The sequence below is a fragment of the Aliivibrio friggae genome, from assembly GCF_057368515.1.
Genome location: NZ_CM170648.1, coordinates 101,585 through 126,969 on the forward strand (window position 1 = coordinate 101,585; position 25,385 = coordinate 126,969).

General features: G+C 42.5%; 21 protein-coding genes. 11 read left to right on the plus strand and 10 right to left on the minus strand.

Going from position 1 to position 25,385, the window contains the following annotated elements; genetic code table 11:
- Positions 1 to 54 precede the first annotated feature (54 nt).
- A complete protein-coding gene (glnA, locus tag AC2INI_RS00430) occupies positions 55 to 1,464 on the minus strand; it encodes a glutamate--ammonia ligase (protein ID WP_122033361.1) in 1,410 nt (469 codons plus the stop codon).
- A 557-nt stretch (positions 1,465 to 2,021) separates the two neighbouring features.
- Here glnA and typA point away from each other — a divergent pair.
- The 4 genes from typA (at position 2,022) to AC2INI_RS00450 (ending at position 6,790) form a co-directional block, all read left to right on the plus strand.
- On the plus strand, positions 2,022 to 3,857 hold the full coding sequence (gene typA, locus AC2INI_RS00435; protein WP_122033487.1) for a translational GTPase TypA: 1,836 nt from the start codon (positions 2,022 to 2,024) through the stop codon (positions 3,855 to 3,857).
- 294 nt (positions 3,858 to 4,151) lie between these two features.
- Positions 4,152 to 5,084, plus strand: a complete 933-nt coding sequence (locus AC2INI_RS00440; protein WP_486305076.1) for a virulence factor BrkB family protein — start codon at positions 4,152 to 4,154, stop codon at positions 5,082 to 5,084.
- Positions 5,056 to 5,490 carry a D-aminoacyl-tRNA deacylase gene (dtd, locus tag AC2INI_RS00445; RefSeq protein WP_122033359.1) on the plus strand — a complete coding sequence of 145 codons (435 nt, stop codon included), beginning with the start codon at positions 5,056 to 5,058 and terminating at the stop codon, positions 5,488 to 5,490. Before AC2INI_RS00440 ends, dtd begins: the two co-directional genes overlap by 29 nt.
- A 400-nt stretch (positions 5,491 to 5,890) precedes the next feature.
- Complete coding sequence (locus tag AC2INI_RS00450; protein ID WP_486305077.1) at positions 5,891 to 6,790, plus strand: bifunctional GNAT family N-acetyltransferase/hotdog fold thioesterase; 900 nt, start codon at positions 5,891 to 5,893, stop codon at positions 6,788 to 6,790.
- A gap of 219 nt (positions 6,791 to 7,009) precedes the next feature.
- On the opposite strand, the gene trmH is transcribed toward AC2INI_RS00450, so the two are convergent.
- The 4 genes from trmH to gmk all read right to left on the minus strand — a co-directional run bounded on the left by trmH (position 7,010) and on the right by gmk (position 11,147).
- Complete coding sequence (trmH, locus tag AC2INI_RS00455; RefSeq protein WP_486305078.1) at positions 7,010 to 7,699, minus strand: tRNA (guanosine(18)-2'-O)-methyltransferase TrmH; 690 nt, start codon at positions 7,697 to 7,699, stop codon at positions 7,010 to 7,012.
- Positions 7,700 to 7,962: 263 nt separating this feature from the next.
- Positions 7,963 to 10,089 carry a bifunctional GTP diphosphokinase/guanosine-3',5'-bis pyrophosphate 3'-pyrophosphohydrolase gene (gene spoT, locus AC2INI_RS00460; protein ID WP_486305079.1) on the minus strand — a complete coding sequence of 709 codons (2,127 nt, stop codon included), beginning with the start codon at positions 10,087 to 10,089 and terminating at the stop codon, positions 7,963 to 7,965.
- Positions 10,090 to 10,142: 53 nt separating this feature from the next.
- Positions 10,143 to 10,415: a DNA-directed RNA polymerase subunit omega gene (gene rpoZ, locus AC2INI_RS00465; RefSeq protein WP_122033355.1), complete on the minus strand. Its 273-nt coding sequence runs from the start codon at positions 10,413 to 10,415 to the stop codon at positions 10,143 to 10,145.
- A gap of 108 nt (positions 10,416 to 10,523) precedes the next feature.
- Positions 10,524 to 11,147, minus strand: a complete 624-nt coding sequence (gmk, locus tag AC2INI_RS00470; RefSeq protein ID WP_375321532.1) for a guanylate kinase — start codon at positions 11,145 to 11,147, stop codon at positions 10,524 to 10,526.
- Positions 11,148 to 11,388: 241 nt separating this feature from the next.
- Between gmk and AC2INI_RS00475 the strand changes: the two genes are divergently transcribed.
- A complete protein-coding gene (locus AC2INI_RS00475; RefSeq protein ID WP_122033353.1) occupies positions 11,389 to 11,817 on the plus strand; it encodes a phosphate-starvation-inducible protein PsiE in 429 nt (142 codons plus the stop codon).
- An 82-nt stretch (positions 11,818 to 11,899) separates the two neighbouring features.
- Here AC2INI_RS00475 and AC2INI_RS00480 read toward each other — a convergent pair whose 3' ends face one another.
- Positions 11,900 to 12,763: a YicC/YloC family endoribonuclease gene (locus AC2INI_RS00480; RefSeq protein WP_060993371.1), complete on the minus strand. Its 864-nt coding sequence runs from the start codon at positions 12,761 to 12,763 to the stop codon at positions 11,900 to 11,902.
- A 172-nt stretch (positions 12,764 to 12,935) separates the two neighbouring features.
- Here AC2INI_RS00480 and rph point away from each other — a divergent pair, with 172 nt between their 5' ends.
- A complete protein-coding gene (gene rph / locus AC2INI_RS00485; RefSeq protein WP_061004968.1) occupies positions 12,936 to 13,652 on the plus strand; it encodes a ribonuclease PH in 717 nt (238 codons plus the stop codon).
- Positions 13,653 to 14,081: 429 nt separating this feature from the next.
- Positions 14,082 to 14,723 (plus strand): orotate phosphoribosyltransferase, encoded by a 642-nt coding sequence (pyrE, locus tag AC2INI_RS00490; protein ID WP_274443612.1) that lies wholly within the window; start codon positions 14,082 to 14,084, stop codon positions 14,721 to 14,723.
- A 33-nt stretch (positions 14,724 to 14,756) separates the two neighbouring features.
- Here pyrE and AC2INI_RS00495 read toward each other — a convergent pair whose 3' ends face one another.
- Entirely contained in the window at positions 14,757 to 15,497 is a 741-nt protein-coding gene (locus tag AC2INI_RS00495) for a ParA family protein (protein ID WP_486305080.1), read from the minus strand.
- A 209-nt stretch (positions 15,498 to 15,706) separates the two neighbouring features.
- On the opposite strand from AC2INI_RS00495, the gene ompR reads away from it, so the two are divergent.
- Both ompR and envZ read left to right on the plus strand, forming a co-directional pair.
- The gene (gene ompR / locus AC2INI_RS00500; RefSeq protein ID WP_122033350.1) at positions 15,707 to 16,426 is read left to right on the plus strand and encodes an osmolarity response regulator transcription factor OmpR; all 720 of its coding nucleotides are present in this window, start codon (positions 15,707 to 15,709) and stop codon (positions 16,424 to 16,426) included.
- 576 nt (positions 16,427 to 17,002) lie between these two features.
- Positions 17,003 to 18,310: a two-component system sensor histidine kinase EnvZ gene (envZ, locus tag AC2INI_RS00505; protein ID WP_486305081.1), complete on the plus strand. Its 1,308-nt coding sequence runs from the start codon at positions 17,003 to 17,005 to the stop codon at positions 18,308 to 18,310.
- A gap of 371 nt (positions 18,311 to 18,681) precedes the next feature.
- Here the strand turns inward: envZ and AC2INI_RS00510 are convergent, their stop codons facing one another.
- Positions 18,682 to 20,073, minus strand: a complete 1,392-nt coding sequence (locus tag AC2INI_RS00510) for a uracil-xanthine permease family protein (protein ID WP_486305082.1) — start codon at positions 20,071 to 20,073, stop codon at positions 18,682 to 18,684.
- Positions 20,074 to 20,258: 185 nt separating this feature from the next.
- Complete coding sequence (locus AC2INI_RS00515; RefSeq protein WP_486305083.1) at positions 20,259 to 20,948, minus strand: ComF family protein; 690 nt, start codon at positions 20,946 to 20,948, stop codon at positions 20,259 to 20,261.
- 66 nt (positions 20,949 to 21,014) lie between these two features.
- Between AC2INI_RS00515 and bioH the strand changes: the two genes are divergently transcribed.
- Complete coding sequence (bioH, locus tag AC2INI_RS00520) at positions 21,015 to 21,782, plus strand: pimeloyl-ACP methyl ester esterase BioH (RefSeq protein ID WP_486305084.1); 768 nt, start codon at positions 21,015 to 21,017, stop codon at positions 21,780 to 21,782.
- A gap of 54 nt (positions 21,783 to 21,836) precedes the next feature.
- Entirely contained in the window at positions 21,837 to 22,316 is a 480-nt protein-coding gene (locus tag AC2INI_RS00525; protein WP_486305085.1) for an ATP-dependent Lon protease, read from the plus strand.
- 579 nt (positions 22,317 to 22,895) lie between these two features.
- On the opposite strand, the gene AC2INI_RS00530 is transcribed toward AC2INI_RS00525, so the two are convergent.
- Complete coding sequence (locus tag AC2INI_RS00530; RefSeq protein ID WP_486305086.1) at positions 22,896 to 25,232, minus strand: Tex family protein; 2,337 nt, start codon at positions 25,230 to 25,232, stop codon at positions 22,896 to 22,898.
- Positions 25,233 to 25,385 lie beyond the last annotated feature (153 nt).

Consider the following 25,385-nt stretch of genomic DNA (forward strand, 5'->3'; position numbering starts at 1 on the left):
AAGCGAGCCTGAAATAGTGCAATCTACAGTGTAATCAAAGTAGGTTACGTGAAATTATACTGAGTAGTACATTTCAAACTCAAGTGGGTGAACTGCTGTGTTGAGAGCAGCAACATCTTGAGCTTTAAGGTTGATGTAAGAATCAATGAAGTCATTAGAGAATACGCCACCCGCAGTCAAGAATTCGCGATCTGAATCTAGAGCTTGTAATGCGATATCTAGAGACTCAGCTACTTTAGGGATCTCTGCTGCTTCTTCTGCTGGTAAGTCATATAGATCTTTATCCATTGCTTCACCTGGATTGATCTTGTTCTTAATGCCATCAAGACCGGCCATTAGCATTGCAGAATAGCTTAAGTATGGGTTTGCTGCTGGGTCACCAAAACGAACTTCGATACGACGTGCTTTCGGGCTTGGTACCACAGGGATACGGATAGAAGCAGAACGGTTACGTGCAGAATATGCAAGCATAACAGGCGCTTCAAAACCAGGTACAAGACGCTTGTATGAGTTAGTTGTTGGGTTAGCAAATGCATTGATTGCACGAGCATGTTTAATGATGCCGCCAATAAAGAAGATAGCCATTTCAGATAGGCCGCCGTATTTATCGCCAGCAAATAGGTTTTGCCCATCTTTGTTTAATGACATATGAACATGCATACCTGAACCGTTGTCACCAACAAGAGGTTTTGGCATGAAAGTCGCTGTTTTACCGTAAGCGTGAGCTACGTTATGAACAACATACTTATAGATTTGAGTTTCATCTGCTTTGTTTGTTAGCGTATTGAAGCGTGTTGCGATCTCATTTTGACCTGCTGTTGCTACTTCATGGTGGTGTGCTTCAACAACAAGGCCCATTTCTTCCATGATTAAACACATAGCAGAACGGATATCTTGAGATGAATCAACAGGAGCTACTGGGAAGTAACCACCTTTAACGCCAGGACGGTGGCCTTTGTTGCCGCCTTCGTATTCCGTACCTGAGTTCCATGCTGCTTCAATATCATCAATCTTAAAGAAAGAACCTGACATATCAGTATTGAAACGAACGTCATCAAATAGGAAGAATTCTGGTTCTGGACCAACTAAAACTGTATCAGCAAGACCTGTTGAACGTAGGTAATCTTCTGAACGTTTTGCGATTGAGCGTGGATCACGATCGTAACCTTGCATTGTTGTTGGTTCAAGAATGTCACAACGAATGTTTAGTGTTGGATCTGCCGTGAATGGGTCAAGTACAGCACTTGCTGCATCTGGCATCATTACCATGTCAGATTCGTTAATGCCTTTCCAGCCAGCAACTGAAGAACCATCAAACATTTTACCGTCTTCGAAGAAGTCTGCGTCAACTTGATGAGAAGGGATTGAGATATGTTGCTCTTTGCCTTTTGTATCGGTAAAGCGTAAATCAATAAATTTTACTTCGTTCTCTTGAATTAGAGCTAATACGTTTTCTACTGACATGTAGGATAACCTCCGGTGTTATAATTTAATATTGGCCAGCTAAGCTGTTATTTACTACATAGCTAGAACTGTGCCAAAAGTAATAATCCTTTAATATTAGTGGGTTACGTTATTTATCCTTGAGTGCCACTCATTAATTGCACCAATTTGATCTTTAGTTGCACCAGTTTAGTGCAAATGAGGTTTGGGCTAATTAAAAAAATAAATCATCACTAATTACTTCTGACTGCTATTCAGCAGGGAAATAGCATATTTGTCAATCAAATTTCCGTATGAAATGGACTAAATTAAAATATGTTCATTCTTAACGTATTGATAAAGAAATGTTTTTGTTTTTTGTTTTTTTTAATAAAGTTGAAGTTCAAATTGGTTTTTTTTTAAACGTAGCGGTCGTTTTTTCGTCGTTTTTGTGGGCTCGATTAAATTAATTGAAAAAAAATTGTGTCTTCAATCACATATTTCGTGGGTTTTGCTCTAAAATCTGTTAAATTATTGACCGTTTTTAAACCAAAGTAGCGCCAATGGTGGCTCTACCCGCTCTGAGTGAATTTGAATCCATGTCTACTCCACAGATTGATAAACTAAGAAATATCGCAATTATTGCGCACGTTGACCACGGTAAAACAACACTGGTTGATAAGCTATTACAACAATCAGGCACACTAGAATCATCTCGTGGTGAGACTGAAGAACGCGTAATGGACTCGAACGACATCGAGAAAGAGCGTGGTATTACGATCCTTGCTAAAAATACAGCAATTAACTGGAACGATTACCGCATCAACATCGTAGATACTCCTGGACACGCCGATTTCGGTGGTGAAGTTGAGCGTATTATGTCTATGGTTGATTCTGTTCTTCTTATCGTAGATGCAGTTGACGGCCCAATGCCTCAAACGCGTTTCGTTACACAAAAAGCATTCTCACACGGCCTTAAGCCAATCGTTGTTATCAACAAGATTGACCGCCCTGGCGCTCGTCCTGATTGGGTTATGGACCAAATCTTTGACCTATTCGACAACCTAGGCGCAACAGATGAGCAACTAGACTTCACAGTTGTATACGCTTCAGCTCTAAACGGTTGGGCTACAATGGAAGAAGGCGAAATCGGCGAGAACATGGAACCATTGTTCCAAGCTGTAGTTGATAACGTTGAAGCTCCAAATGTTGATATCGACGGTTCTCTACAAATGCAAGTTTCTCAACTAGATTACAACTCTTACGTTGGTGTAATCGGTGTTTGTCGTGTTACTCGTGGTTCTGTAAGAGCAAACCAACAAGTAACTATCGTTGGTGCTGATGGCAAACAACGTAACGGTAAAGTAGGTACAGTTCTTGGTTACCTAGGTCTTGACCGTCACGAAGTTGAAGTTGCAAATGCTGGTGACATCATTGCAATCACAGGTCTTGGTGAGCTGAAAATTTCAGACACAATCTGTGACGTAAACAACGTTGAAGCGATGAAGCCACTGTCTGTTGACGAACCAACAGTAACAATGACTTTCCAAGTAAACAACTCACCTTTCGCTGGTAAAGAAGGTAAGTTCGTTACTTCACGTAACATCCTTGAGCGTCTAGAAAAAGAATTAGTTCACAACGTAGCATTACGTGTTGAACAAGCATCAGATCCAGATAAATTCCGCGTATCAGGCCGTGGTGAACTTCACCTATCTATCCTGATCGAAAACATGCGTCGTGAAGGTTTCGAGCTAGCAGTATCTCGTCCTGAAGTTATCATCAAAAATGATGAAAACGGTGTTCTAACAGAACCGTTTGAAACAGTAACTATCGATGTTATGGAAGAGCACCAAGGTGCAATCATGGAAAGCATTGGTATCCGTAAGGGTGAGCTAACAGATATGGCTCCAGATGGTAAAGGCCGTGTTCGCATGGACTTCATGATGCCTTCTCGTGGTCTTATCGGTTTCCAAACTGAATTCCTAACAATGACTTCAGGCTCTGGTCTAATCTACCACTCATTTGATCACTACGGTCCACACAAAGGCGGCGAAATCGGCCAACGTGCTAACGGCGTATTAATCTCGAACGGTATGGGTAAAGCAGTAACTTACTCTCTATTCAACCTTCAAGAGCGTGGTCGTCTATTTGCTGAACACGGTGACGAAGTATACGAAGGTCAAATCATCGGTATTCATAACCGTGCTAACGATCTGACTATCAACTGTCTACGTGGTAAGCAACTGACTAACGTACGTGCATCTGGTACTGATGAAGCACAAACGCTTTCTCCTGCTATCAAGTACACACTTGAGCAAGCTCTAGAATTCATCGATGATGATGAGCTAGTAGAAGTAACACCAGCAAGCATCCGTATCCGTAAGCGTCATCTTACAGAGAACGATCGTAAGCGTGCAGGTCGTGCTCCTAAGTAATTATTGATTCGGATTTAGCTTTAGTTAAATCACAAATCGAATAAAATTTAAAATCCCTTTGTAGGCAACTACGAAGGGATTTTTTTTATCTGTTATGATAATACCAACCCAAATAAGTAGGTGACCATTCTTGCTTGTTAAAATAGATTATAACTGCGTTATAAACCTTATAATTAGGCCCACTAGTTATTGCAATTTATGCCTTGTTTTAATCTATTTTTCCTACGCAATTATCTGGACACCTACTTACTTGAATTGGTATATGTAAAAATTGATTTTTTAAAGAGTGGATAAATGGAAGGCAAGATTAAACATAAGCTAAGGATTGGCTGGTCATATTTTTTATTTTTAAAACAACGAATTATTCACGATAGACTTACAGTAAGTGCCGGCTACATGGCCTACATTACGTTATTGTCTTTGGTGCCATTAGTGACGGTTCTATTATCTGTACTGTCTCAATTTCCTATATTTTCTGGTGCAGGGGATATAATTCAGGCCTTCGTAATCCAAAACTTTGTTCCTGCTGCCAGTGATGCCGTTGAAGGAAGTTTAAAAGAATTTATCTCTAATACCGGAAAGATGACTGCGGTTGGTTCTGGCTTTTTATTTGTCGCGTCAGTGATGCTGATCTCAGCGATAGATCGTAGCTTGAATTATATTTGGCGAGTGAAAGAAAAGCGTCGTCAGATGTATTCATTTTCTCTTTATTGGATGATATTGACGTTAGGGCCTCTATTGGTCGGGGCAAGTATTGCTGCTACTTCGTATGTGACCTCACTAAAGATCATGGACGATGAAATTGTTTCCAGTTTTTATCGGACTTTATTAGGTTGGTTACCTATCATATTGTCTTTCTCAGCATTTGTTGGCTTGTATTTATTGGTACCCAATAAGAAAGTACGAGTGAGGCATGCCTTGGTTGGCGCGATGTCGGCAGGGTGTTTATTTGAAATCAGCAAAGTTGGTTTTGCTCAATACATCACGCAATTTCCTTCTTATCAAGTGATTTACGGTGCATTGGCTGCGGTTCCTATTTTGTTCGTCTGGGTTTATTTATGTTGGATAATCGTACTTATAGGTGCTGAAATTACCGCAAGCCTAGGTGAGTTTGATGAATGGTTAGCGGGTAAAGTAGGTACCAATGTATTGGAATCTGATATTAAAGCATTAACAAAACAGCAAGGATTTATTGAAAGTGATAGCACTGATCCAGAGAGTAAGTGAAGCCGCAGTAAAAGTGGATGGCGAAGTAACCGGTGAGATTAATCAAGGGTTATTGATCTTACTTGGTGTAGAAAGAGAAGATGATGAAGCCAAAGCAAAACGTTTAATGGAACGCGTTCTGACTTATCGAATTTTTGAAGATGATGACGGTAAGATGAACTTAAATGTGCAACAAATTAACGGTAGTGTATTAGTTGTTTCGCAATTTACTTTACCTGCAGATACTAAAAAAGGCACACGTCCCGGCTTTTCTAAAGGAGCGCATCCTATTGATGCCGAGCGTTTGTATGATCACTTTTCAGATTTATGCGAAGAGAAGATAAATACGCAAAGAGGGCGATTTGCCGCGGACATGAAAGTGTCGCTAGTGAATGATGGGCCAGTGACGTTCTGGTTGCAGGTATAGAGCAGGGACGAGAGTCGAGGACGCTTCTCTCGAGGGGCGAGGAAAAGCAGAAGACTATACGCTTCGCTGACTAGAAACTAGAGACTATAAGAGAGAGAGTGTCGATGTGGTGAGTTTCTTAGGTTTCAGGAAAAGAACTAGAAACTATACGTTTTACTAACTAGACCGCTTCGCTTCTATAAGAGCAAAAACGAAAGAGCAGCATTTAGTTTGCTTTGCTTGCAGAGTGATTGCTTTTGCTCCTCCTGAAGTCTGAAACCTTAACTCTCGCTTTTTGCTCTTATAGTCTCTAGCTAGCGCAGCGTATAGTCTCTAGTCTCACAACGATCACGCTTGAACTCTGCAAGGGAGCTTGCGACCGATCTGAAGTCTCGCCCCTAACAACAATAAAAGGATTTATATGTTTCGATTGATCACCCCAACTACAAAGGCTGAACTAAAAGCTTACTATCATTTCCGTTGGCAAGTATTGCGTGAGCCTTGGCGTCAACCTGAAGGTTCAGAGCGTGATGCGTATGATGATATGAGCCAGCATCGAATGATTTTGGATGGGCGAGGTCAACCTATTGCCGTCGGACGTTTATATTTAACCCCCGATAATGATGGTCAAATCCGCTATATGGCCGTTTCTTCTCATTATAGAGGGAAAGGCATAGGTGCATTGATCATGGTCGCTCTAGAGTCTTACGCGCGACAAGAGGGTGCAAAGCGTTTAGTTTGTAACGCACGAGAAGAGGCGATTCCCTTTTATATTCGTAATGGATTTGAAAACCAAGGAGAGCTCAGTGATGAGCGGGGTCCGATCCGTCACCAGCAAATGCTTAAGCAACTCGATCCTCTTGCAGATGTATTACGTCGCCCAGATTGGTGCGCAGAATTACAAGACCGTTGGGAGAAAGAGATCCCAATCAGCGATAAAATGGGGATTAAAATCACCCAATACACAGGATATCGATTTGAAGTTGGAGCGGTATTAAATGCCAACTTGAATCCACACAACAGCATGTTTGCGGGCAGCATCTTTACGATGGGAACTCTCACCGCATGGGGGATGGTGTGGTTGCTCTTAAAAGAGCGTGGCTTAGATACAACCAGTATTATGTTGGTTGATAGTCATATCCGTTATCGTCAACCGATCACCGAAAGCCCGAAAGGCATAACATCATTAAATTGTTTACAAGGGGATTTTGATCGCTTGAAATCAGGTAAGCGAGCTCGAGTTAAAGTGAAGGTTGATTTGTGTAATGGGGATCAGCCAGCCGCTGAGTTTTCAGGAACGTTTATGTTGCTCAGAAACTAGAAACGATACGCTTTGCTAACTAGAAACTATAAGAGCGAGTGTGTTGATGTTGTGAGTTTTTAGGTTTCAGGAGAAGAACTAGAAACTATACGTTTTACTAACTAGACCGCTTCGCTTCTATAAGAGCAATAGCAAGAGCAGAGTTCAGATCGCTACGCTTGCAGAGTTCAGAGGGACTTCTCTTGCTCTTATAGTCTCTAGCTTTACTAAGATCTCGCCCTAATCCGCTGCCTGCATTCTTGCCCACCACGCCTCATCCGCCACGATCTGCCCAGTTTCATCTAACTCTGGAAGTGGTAAACCTTTACGCTTCGCTACTTTAGCAAGTACAGGGTGTCCGCGCTCAAACAAGACTTTATTAATGTATTCTTTAGGTAAGGTACTCTCTTCACGGTCATACATGCCCGCTAAATCGCGCTGTCGCTGCGCTTCATACAAAACCAATGCGCTAGCTACTGAAACATTCAGAGACTGCACCATGCCGACCATAGGAATAATAATATCCTGATCTGCGAGGGCTAATGCTTCTTTGCTGATGCCGGTTTTCTCACTGCCTAAAATGATAGCCGTTGGCTTGGTGTAATCAACTTCACGAAAATCAACCGCAGTATCAGACAGGTTAGTCGCTAAGATCTGCATACCTTGCTCTTTTAAAACAGCAACGGCATCTTCTATGCTTTTATGAGTTTCAACATCAACCCAGTTACGAGCCCCAGCTGAAGTATGCCCTAACATTTGCATTTGCTCTGTTGGCCATACCGCATGAATCTTATGGATGCCGGTTGCGTCAGCGGTACGAACAATGGCTGATACGTTATTGGATTTATGGGTTTCTTCTAAACAAAGAGTGAGGTCAGTTTGACGAGATTTTAATACAGAAGTAATTCGTTGATAGCGTTCTAAGTTCATGATTTTTATTTCTTGAAATAGGTTAGAGGGACTAGGGACGAGTAAGGGCAGTAAAATTGGAACTAGAAACTATACGCGGTGCTAACTAGAGACTAGACCGCTTCGCTCCTATAAGAACAAAAGCAAAGGGTTCAGGTCTCAGGTTTCAGGAGGTTCAAAAACGAGTACACCTGAAACCTGCAAGCGTAGCGTCTTGAAACCTAAGAACTTACCACGCTAACCATACGGCACTTATAGCCTCTAGTTAGCGTAGCGTATAGTTTCTAGTTCTTATGTCTACGAACTTTAAGTGCGTGTGGCATAACACGAATACGACGCATGATTTCCGCTAAGTGCGTGCGATCTTTTGTCGTTAATTCAACCGTTACCGTATATAAGCGACCGTCTTTTTCTTCGGTTGTGATACCACGGATATTAGACCCAGTACCAGCAATGACATTGGCTAAATCTGCTAATGCCCCTTGGTGGTTTTGAATGTCAATATCTAGAGCCGTTGCAAATTCTTGATCGAATTCATCAGCCCATTCAACGCCCATGTACTTATCTAATTCTTTTTGATAACCACGAACGTTGGCACAATCTTCCATATGAACCACAAGACCACGGCCAGGACTTACGTGAGCAATAATGTGATCACCTGGAATAGGGCGACAACAGTTTGCAAAGGTCAGTAAGATACCATCAGCACCACGGATAGGTAATTTCTTACCCGTCGATGTCTCAATGTTCGATGAGTTTTGTTCTGTCAGTTCATCGGCATCACCAAGTAATCGGCGCGCAACGACAATACTCATTAATTCGCCTAAACCAATCGCCGCTAACAAATCGTCTTGTGTCACTAATTTTAGATCTGATAAAACGTGAGTCATGTTCTCTTCAGTAATATCATCTAAAGAAACATTATGACCCAATGCGTGATTAAGTAGACGGCGACCTAAAATTACAGAATCTTCTTTACGCATGGTTTTTAGTACTTGGCGGATCTTAGTTCGTGCTTTTGAGGTCACAACATAGTTTAGCCAAGCCGCATTTGGACGAGCACCAGGAGCACTGATGATCTCAACCGTTTGACCGCTCTTCAGTGGTTTACTTAGAGGGTAAGGCTGACGGTTAACACGAGAGCCAACACAGCTATTGCCAACATCGGAGTGAACCGCGTAAGCAAAATCAACCGCTGTTGCGCCAACAGGCAATTCAAAAATACGGCCTTTTGGTGTGAAGACGTAAATTTCGTTCGGGAATAAATCTGATTTTACGTTTTCAATAAATTCAAATGAGCTACCTGCACTCTGTTGCAGTTCAAGTAAGCTTTGCATCCAACGCTGAGCGCGGATCTGTGCCGTAGTACTAGAGTTATCACCCTCTTTGTACGACCAGTGTGCTGCCACACCTTTATTCGCCATTTGCTCCATGTCTTCAGTACGGATCTGCACTTCAACAGGGACACCGTGAGGGCCAACCATTGAGGTATGAAGAGATTGGTAACCATTGGCTTTTGGTACAGCAATGTAATCTTTAATACGACCAGGACGAGGTTTATAGATACTATGAACCTGACCTAATGCACGATAACAAGTATCGACATTGTCCGTAACGACTCGGAACGCATAGATATCCATAATGGTATGAAAGCGCTGTTCTTTGTTTTTCATTTTATGATAAATAGAGAACAGGTTTTTCTCTCGTCCCAACACTCGTCCTTTAATGCCAGCTTCTGCAAGGCGGCCTTCAATTTCGGAATGGATTTTTTGGATCATCTCTTTACGGTTACCACGAGCCGATTTTACTACTTTCTTCAATACGCGATAGCGATTTGGGTAAAGGGCTTCAAAACCTAACTCTTCAAGTTCAGTTTTAATATTGTGGATACCAAGGCGATGTGCCAAAGGAGAGAAAATTTCTAAGGTTTCACGAGCAATACGACGGCGTTTATCAGGGCGTAATGCACCTAATGTGCGCATGTTGTGGGTACGGTCAGCAAGTTTGATCAAAATAACGCGGATGTCTTGCACCATCGCCATGACCATTTTTCGGAAGTTTTCAGCCTGTGCTTCTTTTTTATCGCGGAACTTAAGTTTGTCCAGCTTAGAAACGCCATCCACTAATTCAGCAACAGTTTCGCCAAATTGTTCTGCTAGCTCTTCCTTGCTAACTTCAGTGTCTTCAATAACATCATGAAGCAGTGCAGCCATTAGCGTTTTATGGTCGAGTCGCATTTCTGCAAGGATACGAGCCACAGCTACTGGATGAATGATATAAGGTTCGCCACTTGAGCGAGTCTGCCCTTCATGGGCTTCTTTTGCTACCAGATAAGATCGACGAAGAGCCTCAATGTGAGGCTCTGGCAGGTAATCTTTGGCAACATCTTTCAGGCTATCGAATAAATCCAAATTTCGCCCCGTCAGGTATGCTGTAATTTATAATCTATAAAAGATTATAGAGATTAACGATTGTGAGTGATTGAGCTTACTGCTGCTAATTCAGCGGCATCTTGCTCTTGTTGCTCTTGACGTTCACGAGCATCAAGTAGATCTTTTGTGATCAGGCCTTCTTCAATTTCACGAAGAGCGATAACAGTAGTCTTATCGTTCTCTTCAGGCACTAGCGCATCTTTACCACCAGTTTGTAGTTGACGTGCGCGACGAGATGAAATTAAAACAAGGTCGAAACGGTTGCCGATTTTTTCAACTGCGTCTTGAACGGTTACACGTGCCATGAGGACTCCAATTTATTAACAAAAATAGTTATATGTTGAGAAAGTATACAAGTAACCGGTATAAGTTTCTAGCTAGGGTTACGAGATACTAATAGAAATACTAAGAAATTAGTCAGCTAATAGTGCGTCTAACATGCCTTTGTATTTCATAGTTTGTTTGTCTTGCTTTAAGCGCTCTGCACGAATAATGGCACGGAAGTCCATTTGTGCAGTATCAAAGTCATCATTAATGATCACATAATCATATTCATCATAGTGAGATATTTCTGACTTTGCTTCACTCATGCGCTTAGCAATAACAGCATCGCTGTCTTGACCACGTGCATTTAGGCGTCGTTCAAGTTCTCCATTTGATGGAGGTAAAATGAACACACTTTTTGCTAAAGGCATCTGTTCACGGATTTGACGAGCGCCCTGCCAGTCAATGTCCAAGAATACATCAATGCCTTTATCAAGAGTTTCTTCGATCCAAACACGAGAAGTTCCGTAATAATTACCAAATACTTCTGCGTATTCTAGAAATTCATTTTTTTCAATCAGCTCTTCAAAATGCTCTTTCTGCATAAAATGGTAATGAACACCATCTGTTTCTCCTGGGCGCATACCACGAGTAGTATGAGACACAGAGACTTTCATAGCATAAGTTGGGTTGCTTTCTAACAGTGCCGAGATCAAACTCGACTTACCAGCACCACTTGGCGCTGACACAATATAAAGTGTGCCTTTACTCATGATAGATTCTCTTGGGAGTTATGGCATTTCTCTTTTAAATCACCTTTAAAAGGTAAAAAAAAGATGAATGCGAAGCATAGAAAATTGGGTGGCGAAGAATAGCACAATCAACAATTAATTTGAATGAAATAAATACGCTAATTGAAATAATAATTTTGTGTTAACTTGTCTTAGCACTATCATTAGAGCGTAACCAATTAATTATCATATTTATTATAGCAATAACGGTGGATAACTCCTTATGCCTTCACATTTACCTAAGTCGTTTAGTAAACCTTTCTTAAAGGTGTTTCACATTCTAGAAGCGGTACTCTTGGTTGCAATAACGCTCGCTACTTTATTTGCCATGGTGAACGAATTTGTTCATGTGTTTTCTGTAAGGCAGATCCAGTTAACTGATATCTTATTGATGTTTATTTATCTCGAAGTGCTCGCTATGGTGCAGCAATTTGTGATGAACGGTAAGATCCCAGTGCGTTATCCTATCTATATTGCGATGATGGCCATTGCTCGTTACATCACGCTAGGAATGAAAGAGTTAGATGCGGTATTAGTAGTATGGTTAGCATTGGCGGCCTTTATTTTAGCTGCAGCTACTTTATTGATCCGAGCAGGGCATCATTACTGGCCATATGAAGCGCCTGAGAATAATAAAAAATATGATGAGTAACAGTTAACGCATAATCAGATAAATAAAAAGCCTCGCAGGTATTCACCACGAGGCTTTTTTAATGGTTCACAATCAGAACTGATTACTCAATGTTCTGAATTTGCTCACGCATTTGTTCGATAAGCACTTTAAGCTCAACGCCAGATGCCGTTACATCGGTACTGATAGATTTAGACGCCAGCGTGTTCGCTTCACGGTTAAATTCTTGCATCATGAAATCAAGTTTACGGCCACAAGCGCCGCCTTTCTTCATCACATTAGTGGTTTCTTTTACGTGTGAATCTAAACGATCTAGCTCTTCAGCTACGTCAGACTTTTGAGCAAGAAGGATAAGTTCTTGTTCAACACGAGAAGAATCTAATTCAATTTTCGCATCTTCAAATTTAGTTAGCAGACGGTTACGTTGCCATTCTAGAATTTCAGGCATACGAGCACGAACTTTCGCTGCTTCTTCAGTGATTGCATCTAAACGCTGAACGATCAGTGCCTTCATGTTTTCGCCTTCGCTTGCACGCGCTTCAACAAAATCATTCACAGCCAGTTCAAATTCAGCCAATAGTTCTTTATTGATTGAATCGAAATCTTGCTCTGGCGCTTCCATCACACCTTGCCATTGCAGAACTTGGAAAGGGTTAATACCGCCTTCGCCAGATTCAGTTTTTACCCACTGTGCTGCTTTAATTACTTGGCGAGCTAGGTCTTCATTGATTCTTAATTCACTGCTTGCTGCGTTGTTTGCTTCAAAGCGTAAGTGACATTCCACTTTACCGCGAGCAAGACGCTTACGAAAACGCTCACGTAATACAGGTTCTAAACCGCGGAATTGTTCTGGCATGCGGAAATACGTTTCTAAATAGCGTTGGTTTACTGAGCGGATTTCCCACACAGCTGTTCCCCAATCGCCTTTTACTTCGCGGCGTGCGTAAGCTGTCATACTGTAGATCATGTAAGCGTCCTCAAATCATCAATAGGAAAGATGATGAATAAAAATATTGGACATACTATAGCAGATAAGCGCTTTAGGAAGTAAGTGGCGCTTATCAAAGAAACCGACGCTATGCTTTATTCTTGTACTTGGGTATAATCGCCGACAATTTGTCATAATCAAGGTATCTGCCATGCGTCCTAGCGGAAGAACAGCTCAGCAAGTCCGTCCAATTACTCTTACTCGTAACTTTACTGCACACGCAGAAGGGTCTGTATTAGTTGAATTTGGTAATACAAAAGTAATTTGTACTGCAAGTGTTGAAGAAAATGTTCCTCGCTGGTTAAAAGGCAAAGGTAAAGGTTGGGTAACGGCTGAATACGGCATGCTACCTCGCGCAACACACACACGTAACCGTCGTGAAGCGGCAAGTGGTAAGCAAGGTGGTCGTACGATGGAAATCCAACGTCTGATCGCTCGTAGCCTTCGTGCTGCTGTTGACCTAGAAGCGTTAGGTGAGCAAATGATCACGGTCGATTGTGATGTTATCCAAGCGGATGGCGGTACACGTACTGCTTCAATCACTGGCGCAAGTGTTGCATTAGCAGACGCTATCAATCACATGATTGCATCGGGCAAGTTAAAGACGAACCCAATGAAAGGCCATGTTGCTGCGGTTTCTGTTGGTATCTACAATGGTGAAGCGATTTGTGACCTTGAGTATTTAGAGGACTCGGCAGCCGATACCGACATGAACGTCGTAATGATGGAAGACGGCAAGATGATTGAAGTGCAGGGCACGGCAGAAGAAGCACCGTTCTCTCACCAAGAGTTGTTAGACATGCTGGCGCTGGCGCAACAGGGCATCAATGATATCATTGAGAAGCAGAAAGCGGCGTTGGCCGAATAATTGATTTTGATAGCTCCTGATTCAGGGGCTATTTTTTTATGTGTTTTAAGAGCAGAGTTCAGATCGGTCGCAAGCTCCCTTACAGAGTTCAGGGGCGATCGTTGTTATTGCAGTGTTCACAATACTGTTCCTCCCCTTGTTCACAAATGTGACTTGGTTTTCAATGCCAATATAAGGGGAGGCTAGGAGGGGTTGTAAATGATGAAGTTCGGTTTATCTGAATAACGTAAAAACAGCATAACCAACCCCCTCTAACTCCCCCTTGTATTAACTATGTTGATCTCATAGTAATAGTAATAAAAGGGGGAGAACTATTCTTTGTCGCTATGATAACAACATTCACCTCTGAACCCTGTAAGCGTAGCGACCTGAAACCTGCTCTTACCAATTTGAAAGTTATAAATTATTAACCAAAAAGAGAGAATGAAAATGAAAGCATACCAGCGTGAGTTTATTGAATTTGCCCTTGAGAAAGAAGTACTAAAGTTTGGTGAGTTTACTTTAAAGTCAGGCCGCACAAGCCCATATTTTTTCAACGCTGGTCTATTCAATACCGGTCGTGATCTAGCGCGCTTAGGTCGTTTCTATGCCGCGGCATTAGTTGAATCAGGTATTGATTATGATGTGCTATTTGGCCCTGCGTACAAAGGCATTCCAATCGCAACGACAACAGCTGTAGCCTTAGCTGATCACCATGATACCGATAAGCCATATTGCTTTAACCGAAAAGAAGCAAAAAATCACGGTGAAGGTGGTAACCTAGTCGGTAGCGCACTTGAAGGTCGTATCATGTTAGTTGATGACGTTATCACAGCAGGTACTGCAATCCGTGAATCAATGGAAATTATCCAAGCAAACGGTGCTGATCTTGCCGGTGTTCTTGTGGCAATCGATCGCCAAGAAAAAGGCAAAGGCGAATTATCTGCAATTCAAGAGGTAGAGCGTGATTTTGGTTGCTCAATTATCTCAATCGTAAGCTTAACTGATTTGATCTCTTTCTTAGAAGAGAAAGGCGGTAATGCTGAACAACTTGAATCAGTAAAAGCGTACCGTGCTGAGTTTGGTATTTAATTCCAAAGCAGTTAAATACCTAACGTAAGGGTATTAATAACGCTTTTTAAGTAAAGAACGATAAGTGGTTGGCTTCGGCTCAGCCACTTTTTTTGTTTCTGGGGCTGGCGTTTGTGGTGGCGTCATATCGACATCAAGCCACTGCTTCATCTTCTGCCAAAGTTCTTTATCTAATTCAGGATGACTAATCAAAAAACTGTTCTTTTCAGAAAACATATTTTGATATGCCTGACTCTCAGACATCGTGCCCAATAGCGGGTATTTCATATGCTGCAGCACTTTATGAACAAACTCAGTGCCTTGCTTGTCTTCTTTACAGCGAGTAATCACAAACGCTAATTCAACTCTGTTGTTTCTAAAGGAAGGAGACTTAATTAAATCCTTAATAAATCCCAGCATAGAGTGAACATCAATCGGTGAGGGTTGAACAGGAAAGACGATTTTATCCACCATCGAGATGTATTTCTCCATTTCAAATTGACTGAAATTAGAGGGAGAATCAATCACCGTAATTCTGGTGTCGGCTTCTAATCGTAATGCGAGAGAGAAGGGCACATTAGAAGAGGGTAAAAACTTCGTCGTTCTAACCCCTTCGCTTTTATTTCCCCAAAAATGACTGGTTCCTTGTGGGTCAAGATCGATAACTTCAGTCTTCACATTTTGATGCGCATAGAAAGACGCCATTGCAATTGCAAAGGTTGATTTGCCTGCACCACCTTTACGGTTGATGACAAGGACCTTCTTACATTGTGCTCTTTTATATCCGACTAACATACAGATGAACCCGCTAGACTTATTGATAACTTACTTAACTAAGCAATCAATATGCCATGTAAATAAGCAGTAGTACTGCATTCTATACTTAAAATTTGAAGCTGTTACATAAAAAGTAACAATTTCATCTCTCATTTTTTATGAAATAGTTCTTCTTTTGCTCACACTTATGAGTAAACTGAAATAAGTCATATATTGAGGTTAAGCCCATGCAAGAAAACCATAAGATTTTAGTTGTTGATGATGATGCGCGTCTTCGTTCTTTATTAGAGCGTTATTTGTCAGAACAAGGCTTTCAAGTTCGTAGTGTCGCAAACAGTGAGCAAATGGATCGCTTGTTAGCACGTGAAACTTTTCACTTAATGGTATTGGACTTAATGCTTCCTGGTGAAGATGGTTTGTCTATTTGTCGTCGTCTACGTAGTGCGAACAATACACTACCTATTTTAATGTTGACCGCAAAAGGCGATGAGATTGATCGTATTGTTGGCTTGGAAGTGGGTGCGGATGATTATCTACCAAAACCATTTAACCCACGCGAACTACTGGCGCGTATTCGTGCTGTTTTACGTCGTCAAGTTATTGAAGCTCCGGGTGCGCCAAGTGCAGAAGATAAAATGGTTGAGTTTGGTGAATTCCGCCTAAACTTAGGGACGCGTGAAATGTTCCGCAACGAAGAGCCGATGCCATTAACGTCGGGTGAATTCGCGGTACTTAAATCATTAGTCACCAATATGCGTGAACCTATGTCACGTGATAAGTTGATGAACATGGCGCGTGGCCGTGAATACTCCGCAATGGAACGTTCTATCGATGTGCAAATTTCTCGTCTTCGTCGCATGATTGAAGAAGATCCAAGTCGCCCTCGCTATATCCAAACTGTATGGGGATTGGGTTATGTATTTGTGCCGGATGGTGCAGAGGGATAGAGAAGGGACGAGGAAGAGCGTAGGCGAGGGTTCAGGTAAAGAACTAGAAACTATACGCTGCGCTAACTGGAACGCTTCGCTCCTATAAGGTCAAAAGCGGAAGATCTAGAATTTAGAGTGTTGTGATTGCAGCGTGTAAAATACAGTTCCTCCCCTTGTTTACTAATGTTACTTGATAGTAAGAGTCGATATAAGGGGAGGCTAGGAGGGGTTGTAAATAGTATAACCAACCCCCTCTAACTCCCCCTTGTATTGACTATGTCGATCTCATCGTTATAGCTATAAAGGGGGAGAACCATTCTTTGTCGCTGTAACAACAGTGTTCGAAACTAGATACTATACGCTAGCGCTAACGAGACCGCTTCGCTCCTATAAGAGCAAAAAGCGAGGTCTCAGGGTTCAGGTTTCAGGAAGAGCAAAAGCAAACCGAACTCAGCTCTTGCTCTTCCTGAACCCTGTAAGCGAAGCGTCCTGAAACCTAAAGTCACACCAGCCATACTCGCTCTTATAGTTTCTAGCTAGCGTAGCGTATAGTCTCTAGCTCTCTTCAAATTCATCATCAAACAGAGAACTCCCATGAAAAGTACCTTCGCCAGAACACTTTTACTTCTCGCTTCACTCCTAATCGCCAGTCAGGTATTTTCTTACCTTGCCGTATTTAACTATGCCCTCTTACCTAGTTTGCAGCAGTTCAACCGTATTTTGGCTTATGAAGTGCGCTTAATGTTGGCGGAAGATGTCACGCTTGAAGATGGTGAAAATGTGCAGTTAGGTCAGCCTTTACGTCGTCAGCTATTAGAACAACTAGGCGTAAGCATTCATGATGAACATGATCCTGAAATGAGGGAGTTTTATCAAGCAAGTCCGGTTGAATTTTTAAGTGAAGAGATGACGCGAGAGCTAAATTCACCAACAGAAGTGCGCTTGATTCTAGGAGCAGATAGTTACGTTTTATGGATGAAGACAGAAGCGATGCCTGAGTTTTATATGCGGATCCCACTTTCTGAGCTGCAAGAAGAAGACTTTGCCCCCTTATTTAGAAACAGTTTGTTCATCGCCTTATTAGTCATCCTCGGCGGGTGGGCGTTTATACGTATTCAGAACCGACCATTGATGGCACTACAAACTGCCGCACGTAAAGTAGGAAAAGGTGAAATCCCAGAACCACTGCCAGAAAAAGGCGCGTCAGAAATTCAAGCAGTGACTCGTGCCTTTAACCAGATGGCGAAAGGAATTCAGCAGCTAGAGCAAGATAGAGCATTATTAATGGCAGGGGTGAGTCATGATATTCGCACACCATTAACTCGTATTCGTTTAGCAACAGAAATGATGTCACCACAAGACGATTATCTCGCTGAAAGTATGATTAAAGATACTGAAGAGTGTAATGAGATCATCGGTCAGTTCATGGATTACCTCAAACCGGTAGCAAAACAAGATTTCATCGATGTGGATATTAACACCATCGTTAATGAAGTGATTTTAGCTGAAGGGGGCTATGAGCGTGAGATCAAAACCAACTTGGTAGATATACCTCAATCTGTGCATGGTAATGCGATTGCGATTAAACGAGTGGTCACTAATTTAGTCGTTAATGCGATCCGTTATGGGGGGGATTGGATTGAAGTATCGACTCGCGTTTCTGCCGATCATAAAACCGCATGGATTATTATTGAAGATAATGGCTCCGGTATTGATGAGGCCCAATTAGAATCGGTATTTGAACCTTTTACCCGCGGTGATACAGCGCGAGGAAGTGAAGGAACAGGTTTGGGACTTGCGATAGTAAAACGTATTGTCGGTCAGCATCAAGGTGAAGTGAGTTTGTCGAACCGTCGAGAAGGTGGATTGAAAGTTCAGGTAGAGTTGCCGTTGGGGAGATAGAGATTAAGAGCAGGGACGAGATTCGAGGACGCTTCGCTCGAGGGTCGAGGAAGAGAAAAAGCGGAAGAGTTAGAATTTAGATTGCTTTGCTTGCAGTGCGCGCAATACAGTTCCTCCCCTTGTTTACTAGTGTTACTTAGTAGTAAATGTCGATATAAGGGGAGGCTAGGAGGGGTTGTAAACTAGAAACTATACGCTAGCGCTAACTAGACCGCTTCGCTCCTATAAGAGCAAAAGCGAGGATTCAGGTTTCAGGAAACTCAAAAGCGAGTACACCTGAAACCTGCAAGCGCAGCGCCCTGAAACCTAAAATATCACCACATCAGTCATACATGCTTTTATAGTCTCTAGTTCTTTTCTCGCCTCTGCTCTTAGATCTTCGCTTCTTCTTTCTCTTCCTCAAACACTTCACTGCTTGGAAGAATAATATTCAGAAGAATCGCTGTCACACCACCCGCCGTTACACCTGATGAGAAAATGTTTTTAATCATCTCAGGCATGAACTGAAGAATTTCAGGTTTTTGTGCTAAGCCAAGACCCATAGAGAAAGACATTGCCATGATTAGGATTGCACGACGATCTAGCTCAACACGAGAGATAATACGCACACCCGCCGCCGCAATCGTACCGAACATCACAATCGTAGCACCACCAAGTACCGGCTCAGGGATCACTTGAACCATGCTTGCAACACCTGGGAATAAACCAAGGATAACTAACATACCTGCAATGAAGTAACCAACGTAACGGCTAGCAACACCAGTTAGCAAGATTACGCCGTTGTTTTGGCTGAAAGTAGAGTTAGGGAAGCTGTTGAACGCGGCAGCGATAGCAGAGTTAAGGCCATCGGCTAATACGCCACCTTTAATACGTTTTATGTACACTGGCCCTTTTACAGGTTGACCTGATACTTCTGAAGTTGCTGTAATATCGCCAATCGCTTCTAGTGCGGTGATTAAGAAGATTAGAACCAGAGGAATAAACAGAGACCAATCAAAGCTTAAGCCATACTGCATTGGAATAGGCAGAGCGATTAGTTCAGCATCGTGAGACATATTCGTATTAAGCATACCCATTGCCCATGCCGCGATTGTACCTACTGTCATCGCAATCACGATAGAAGCCATACGTAAGTAGGGGTTAGTAGAGCGGTTAAGAACCACTATGATAAGTAATACCGTACCAGCCAACGCCAGTTTGTCTAAGCTACCAAATGTGCCATCACCCATTGCTGAGTAGCCACCACCCATTGACACAAGGCCAACTTGGATAAGCGTTAAACCAATTAATGTCACAACAATGCCAGATACTAATGGAGTAATGATTTTTTGAGCGTATTCAAGCACGCGAGACAGGAAAATTTCAGCAGTCGAAGCCACTAAGATAGTACCAAAAATGGCAGCCATCATGGTTGGGGCATCAGCTCCACCCGCTTTAAGTGCCAGACCTGCACCAATGATCGGGCCTAAGAAGTTAAAGCTTGTGCCTTGAACAGAGAGAAGACCTGAGCCAATTGGACCAAAGGTTTTGATTTGAATAAAAGAAGAAATACCAGAAGCGAACAGAGACATACTGATGATGGTATTAGTTTCTGCTGCTGGAACACCAAGCGTCTGACAAATTATCAGAGATGGAGTAATAATCGCGACAAACATCGCCAATAAATGCTGAAGTGCAGCAAATAAAGTTTGCGGTAGCGGTGGACGCTCATCTAATTGATAAATCAGTTCAGATGGTTTTGTGGTGTTATTTTTAACGGTCATGGCCGATATTCCTAATTGTATAACGTTGTCTTCATGGTTCGCTGAATGGGAGCATAAAGTGAGAAGGCGTCAATCTGTGATTGCTGTTAATCAGAACCTGTCTCTGTTGGGGTTGATCGATTAAATGAGTGCTTAATCAATTGGGACGGTATTCTACGGATAAAAAAGCAAAAAGCAATCGTTTGCTAATTATTTTTACTCCACCCCGTTCGACAAACCGCATACACATCAATTCGCTCAACTCCCGCCTTTCTCAACTCCGCACACAACAGATTAATCGTCGCCCCCGTAGTCACTACATCATCCACAATCGCTACGTGCTTCTCATTAATAGGTATCATCACCTTAAATGCACCGAGTAAGTTTGTTTGACGAAAAGAGCGAGATAACCCTTGCTGAGGGCGAGTGGCTTTAATTCTTCTTACTATTTTTGTATCACAGCGAGTCACGGTTTTTTCAAGGTTGAATTCCCTCGCCAACGTCCACCCTAATAAATCGCTTTGATTGTAGGAACGCCACCAAAAGCGTTTCCAATGTAAAGGAACAGGGATGATAAGCGGAGCTGGGTCTGTAATATTTTCACTTAATAGAACGCCTAAGTCCTGCGCTAACCAAAAGTGTTGAGCATATTTCAGCTTGCTGACGTACTCTTTTAAAGGCTCAGAATAATCACTGATACAAAATAGGCGGTCCCATTGTGGTGGGTGTAATAAACACTCTCCGCAGACGTCAGTTTCATGTTCGGTTTGTAAGCCACATTGTTGGCAGCGAGGAACGCTAGGGATTAAATTAATACAATGCTGGCACCAAATGGTTGAAGAGGGTGGCATAGCCAAATTGCAATAATCACAATGGCTAACACCTAACTTTTGCATTGACCTTCGCAGTAACCTGATGAACACTTAACCATCCTTATTTTTGAACACGAGTAGGCAGTGTAGATGACAACTCCTCTTTATTGGCAAACGGAAGGCGAAGGTTCCGATCTGGTTCTCATTCACGGATGGGGAATGAACGGGGCAGTGTGGCAACCTGTTGTTGATAAGTTAAGCTCACAGTATCGAGTTCATACCGTTGATCTATCAGGCTACGGACACAGTGCAGATCTTGGCAGTGCTGATTTTGATGAGATGGTGGCGCAAGTATTAGCTCAAGCACCAGAAAAAGCCGCGTGGCTTGGGTGGTCTCTTGGCGGATTAATCGCAACTCAGGCGGCATTAACGGCACCAGATCGTGTGAGTCAATTAATTACCGTAGCAAGCTCCCCACGATTTGCGGCTGAGAAAGGCTGGCGAGGAATAAAGCCGGCTGTGTTATCTCAATTTACTGAGCAGTTAAAAGAGGATTTCACCTTAACCGTTGAGCGCTTTATGGCACTGCAAGCGATGGGAAGCCCAAATGCTAAGCAAGATATTAAACAAGTGAAGCAGGCTGTTTTTTCACGCCCTTCACCAAATCAAGCGGCTTTAGCTACAGGTTTGTCCATTTTGGCCGATATAGATTTACGAGAAATATTATCTCAATTATCGATGCCAGTATGCAGAATGTACGGCCGATTAGATGGTTTAGTGCCAATTAAAGTTGCACTAGATATGGATACGCTTATCCCTAATTCAACAAAAGTGGTGTTTGAGCAAGCTTCTCACGCCCCATTTATTTCGCACAGTGATGAATTTATCGCTGAGCTACGCTATTTTTTAGAGCAATAATAGCGTCATCATTTTTAGTTTATTACGCCTAGTTTTTCGATAAGGAAACGTTTTATGAACTTTTCAACTAACAGTATTAGTGTGCCGCTGATTGCACCCTCTGTTAATTTGCCAACAGAACAAGTAGCACGTGAAAATCGTGTTAAGAAACCTGTTGTGCCAACGACAAAGATGAGTGAAACGACGTCTGAAAAAGCGATTAAAGGTGATGATAAACAACATAAGCGTGATGCGTGGGAGCCGTCCGATCATCCCGGTTATGATGTGGTAGAAGAAAAAGAAGATCCGAAACCTCGTTTTGGAACCTTGTATGATATTGATGATGACTTGGCAAAACTTGCGAGATTGTTATCGATTGATACTTACGCGCAAGGCGAGGGCACGGGTTACACCATGCGTTTCAATTTACCAAAAGAGTTATTAGAAAAATTGGCTGAGATGGGGAGAATGGTTCGCCGTCGCAGTGTGATCAGTTTTCATTATGATAAAGCGGTAGTGCCGAATAATCCGTCGGATATATTGGCGGTGCTTTAAGAGCAGGGACGAGAGTCGAGGACGCTTCGCTCGAGGGAGGAGGAAGAGCAAAAAGCGAGGTTTCAGGAAGAGCAGAGTTCAGATCGGTCGCAAGCTCCCTTGCAGATTTTAGAGGTGATCGCTGTAATTACAGCGATCATAATACTGTTCCTCCCCTTGTTCACTAATGCTGTTTGGCAGTAATTGTCGATATAAGGGGAGGCTAGGAGGGGTTGTAAGTGATGAGGTTTAGTTTATCTGAATAACATAAAACAGCATAACCAACCCCCTCTAACTCCCCCTTGTATTGACTACATCGATCTCATAGCAATAACGATAAAGGGGGAGAACTATTCTTTGTCGCTGTGATTGCAGCATGCGAGATTTGAAACTAGAGACTATACGCTAGCGCTGACTAGACCGCTGCGCTCCTATAAGAGCAACAGCGAGGTTTCAGGTTTCAGGAAGTTCAAAAGCGAGTACACCTGAAACCTGCAAGCGTAGCGTCCTGAAACCTAAGTTATCACCACGCTAGCTATACACGCTCTTATAGTTTCTAGTCAGCGAAGCGTATAGTTTCTAGCTTCGCTTTCCACATTTTTATTTCTTCGCCTTCGCAAACGCCGCAGCAAACGCACCACCCATCGCCGCATTACCAACATCATTATTTGAACGCTGTTGTCTTGCTGAAGAGGAAGGCCTTGGCGCTTGAGTACGCTCATTACGCTGCTGTGGTTTATTTGATTGACGCTGAGGACGGTTATCTTCCCCTGGAGTATCATTCAAACGCATAGTCAGGGCGATACGCTTACGTTGCACATCGACTTCCATAACCTTCACTTTTACGATATCGCCAGCTTTAACCACTTCACGTGGATCAGAAACGAACGTATCACTTAGCGCAGAGATATGAACTAAACCATCTTGGTGAACACCGATATCAACAAACGCACCAAAGTTTGCCACGTTCGAAACCACACCTTCCAATATCATCCCTAATTCAAGATCAGATACCGTGTTTACGCCATCAGCAAAGGTCGCAGTTTTAAACTCAGGACGAGGATCTCGACCCGGTTTATCAAGTTCAGAAATGATGTCAGTGACGGTAGGTAGACCAAAATCAGCACTGATGTAGTCATTGGCAGCAACCGAGCGTAAGAACTCAGTGTTACCAATAATCGCATCAATCGCTTTATTGTTTTTTTCTGCCATCGCTTTGACGACAGGATAGGCTTCAGGGTGAACCGCGGAGGCATCCAGAGGGTTTTTACCATTCATCACACGTAAGAAACCAGCACATTGCTCAAACGCTTTTGGCCCCAAACGAGCGACTTTTTTCAATGTAATACGGTTTTCAAAGCGACCATTTGCATCACGGTAATCAACAATATTTTGTGCGATCGTCGTCGATAAACCAGCAACACGGGTCAATAATGCAGAAGATGCCGTATTAACATCAACACCAACGGCATTTACACAGTCTTCAATTACCGCATCTAGTTTCTTCGCTAATTGGCTTTGACTAACATCGTGCTGATATTGACCAACACCAATTGCTTTCGGGTCAATTTTTACTAGTTCAGCCAGTGGATCTTGCAAGCGACGAGCGATAGAAACCGCACCACGGATTGATACATCTAAATCTGGGAACTCTTTTGCTGCGAGTTCAGAGGCCGAGTACACAGATGCACCGGCTTCACTAACGATAATTTTGGTTGCAGATAAGCCTGATTTTTTTAGTAAATCACCAACAAACGCATCGGTTTCACGAGAGGCTGTACCATTACCAATCGCAATCAAATCAACGTTATGTTTTTTGATTAAATTTTCAATCGTATGTGCTGATTTAGCTATTTGGTTGTGGGGCTGGTTAGGATAAATCGTATCTGTTGCTAATACTTTACCTGTTACATCAACCACCGCAACTTTAGTTCCGGTACGTAAACCAGGATCTAAACCTAATGTGGTTTTCAGACCAGCTGGTGCCGCCATTAATAAGTCTTTAAGGTTAGTGGCAAATACATCAATCGCTTCGTCTTCAGAGCGCTCTTTTAAGCCGCCCATTAATTCAGTTTCCATGTGCATTAAAATCTTAATGCGCCATGCCCAACTGATCACTTGCTTACGCCATAAATCAGCAGGTTGAGAACCTAGAGTAATACCATAATGATTGGCAATGATGATTTCACAGTAAGAGCCACGAACGCTTTCTTCTTGATTTGGATCGGCATTAATTGAAAGCTGTAAAAAACCTTCATTACGACCACGAAGCATCGCAAGCGCACGGTGAGAAGGAACACGGGTTAGCTTTTCATTATGCTCAAAGTAATCTTTAAATTTCTCGCCTGCATGTTCTTGACCATCAACCATTTTAGAACTTAGTTCTGCATTGCTGGTTAAGTAGCTACGTACTTTCTCTAGTAAGTTAGCGTCTTCAGCCATACGCTCCATCAGGATTGCACGAGCACCATCAAGCACAGCTTTGGTATCAGCAAAGCCATTATCCGCATTCACATACGATTGAGCGGCATCTTCAGGGTTATTTTCAGGTTGGGTCCACAATAAATCAGCCAGCGGTTCAATACCTGCTTCAATTGCAATTTGACCTTTAGTACGACGCTTACGTTTGAAGGGTAAGTACAAATCTTCAAGACGAGTTTTGCTGTCGGCATCTAAAATCTCACGCTCTAGTTCAGGCGTCAGTTTGTCTTGTTCTGTGATCGATTTTAGAATGGTTTTACGACGGTCATCTAGCTCACGTAAATAGGTTAAACGAGTGTCTAGCGTACGAAGTTGAGTATCGTCCAAACCTTCTGTTACTTCTTTACGGTAACGAGCAATAAATGGAATCGTGCTGCCTTCGTCAATCAATTGAACAGCAGCGGCAACTTGTTGAGGGCGAACGTTAAGTTCTTTAGCAATTATATTTATTATCATTTTTGATTCTTTTTTAATTAAAAATTATTGGATAGAAGCAAAGAGCAGAGTTCAGATCGGTCGCAAGCTCCCTTGCAGGGTTCAGAGGAGAACGTGGTAGTTCAAGCGATCACAATACAGTTCCTCCCCTTGTTCACCAATGCTATTTGGTAG

Coding starts and splice junctions, on each gene's coding strand:
- bioH (WP_486305084.1), top strand. CDS start 21,015: ATGACAACTCCTCTTTATTGGCAAACGGAAGGCGAAGGTTCCGATCTG.
- AC2INI_RS00495 (WP_486305080.1), bottom strand. CDS start 15,497: ATGTTAGTCGGATATAAAAGAGCACAATGTAAGAAGGTCCTTGTCATC.
- typA (WP_122033487.1), top strand. CDS start 2,022: ATGTCTACTCCACAGATTGATAAACTAAGAAATATCGCAATTATTGCG.
- ompR (WP_122033350.1), top strand. CDS start 15,707: ATGCAAGAAAACCATAAGATTTTAGTTGTTGATGATGATGCGCGTCTT.
- AC2INI_RS00530 (WP_486305086.1), bottom strand. CDS start 25,232: ATGATAATAAATATAATTGCTAAAGAACTTAACGTTCGCCCTCAACAA.
- AC2INI_RS00510 (WP_486305082.1), bottom strand. CDS start 20,073: ATGACCGTTAAAAATAACACCACAAAACCATCTGAACTGATTTATCAA.
- gmk (WP_375321532.1), bottom strand. CDS start 11,147: ATGAGTAAAGGCACACTTTATATTGTGTCAGCGCCAAGTGGTGCTGGT.
- AC2INI_RS00515 (WP_486305083.1), bottom strand. CDS start 20,948: ATGCAAAAGTTAGGTGTTAGCCATTGTGATTATTGCAATTTGGCTATG.
- pyrE (WP_274443612.1), top strand. CDS start 14,082: ATGAAAGCATACCAGCGTGAGTTTATTGAATTTGCCCTTGAGAAAGAA.
- rpoZ (WP_122033355.1), bottom strand. CDS start 10,415: ATGGCACGTGTAACCGTTCAAGACGCAGTTGAAAAAATCGGCAACCGT.
- AC2INI_RS00450 (WP_486305077.1), top strand. CDS start 5,891: ATGTTTCGATTGATCACCCCAACTACAAAGGCTGAACTAAAAGCTTAC.
- AC2INI_RS00475 (WP_122033353.1), top strand. CDS start 11,389: ATGCCTTCACATTTACCTAAGTCGTTTAGTAAACCTTTCTTAAAGGTG.
- envZ (WP_486305081.1), top strand. CDS start 17,003: ATGAAAAGTACCTTCGCCAGAACACTTTTACTTCTCGCTTCACTCCTA.
- AC2INI_RS00480 (WP_060993371.1), bottom strand. CDS start 12,763: ATGATCTACAGTATGACAGCTTACGCACGCCGCGAAGTAAAAGGCGAT.
- AC2INI_RS00525 (WP_486305085.1), top strand. CDS start 21,837: ATGAACTTTTCAACTAACAGTATTAGTGTGCCGCTGATTGCACCCTCT.
- trmH (WP_486305078.1), bottom strand. CDS start 7,699: ATGAACTTAGAACGCTATCAACGAATTACTTCTGTATTAAAATCTCGT.
- rph (WP_061004968.1), top strand. CDS start 12,936: ATGCGTCCTAGCGGAAGAACAGCTCAGCAAGTCCGTCCAATTACTCTT.
- glnA (WP_122033361.1), bottom strand. CDS start 1,464: ATGTCAGTAGAAAACGTATTAGCTCTAATTCAAGAGAACGAAGTAAAA.
- AC2INI_RS00440 (WP_486305076.1), top strand. CDS start 4,152: ATGGAAGGCAAGATTAAACATAAGCTAAGGATTGGCTGGTCATATTTT.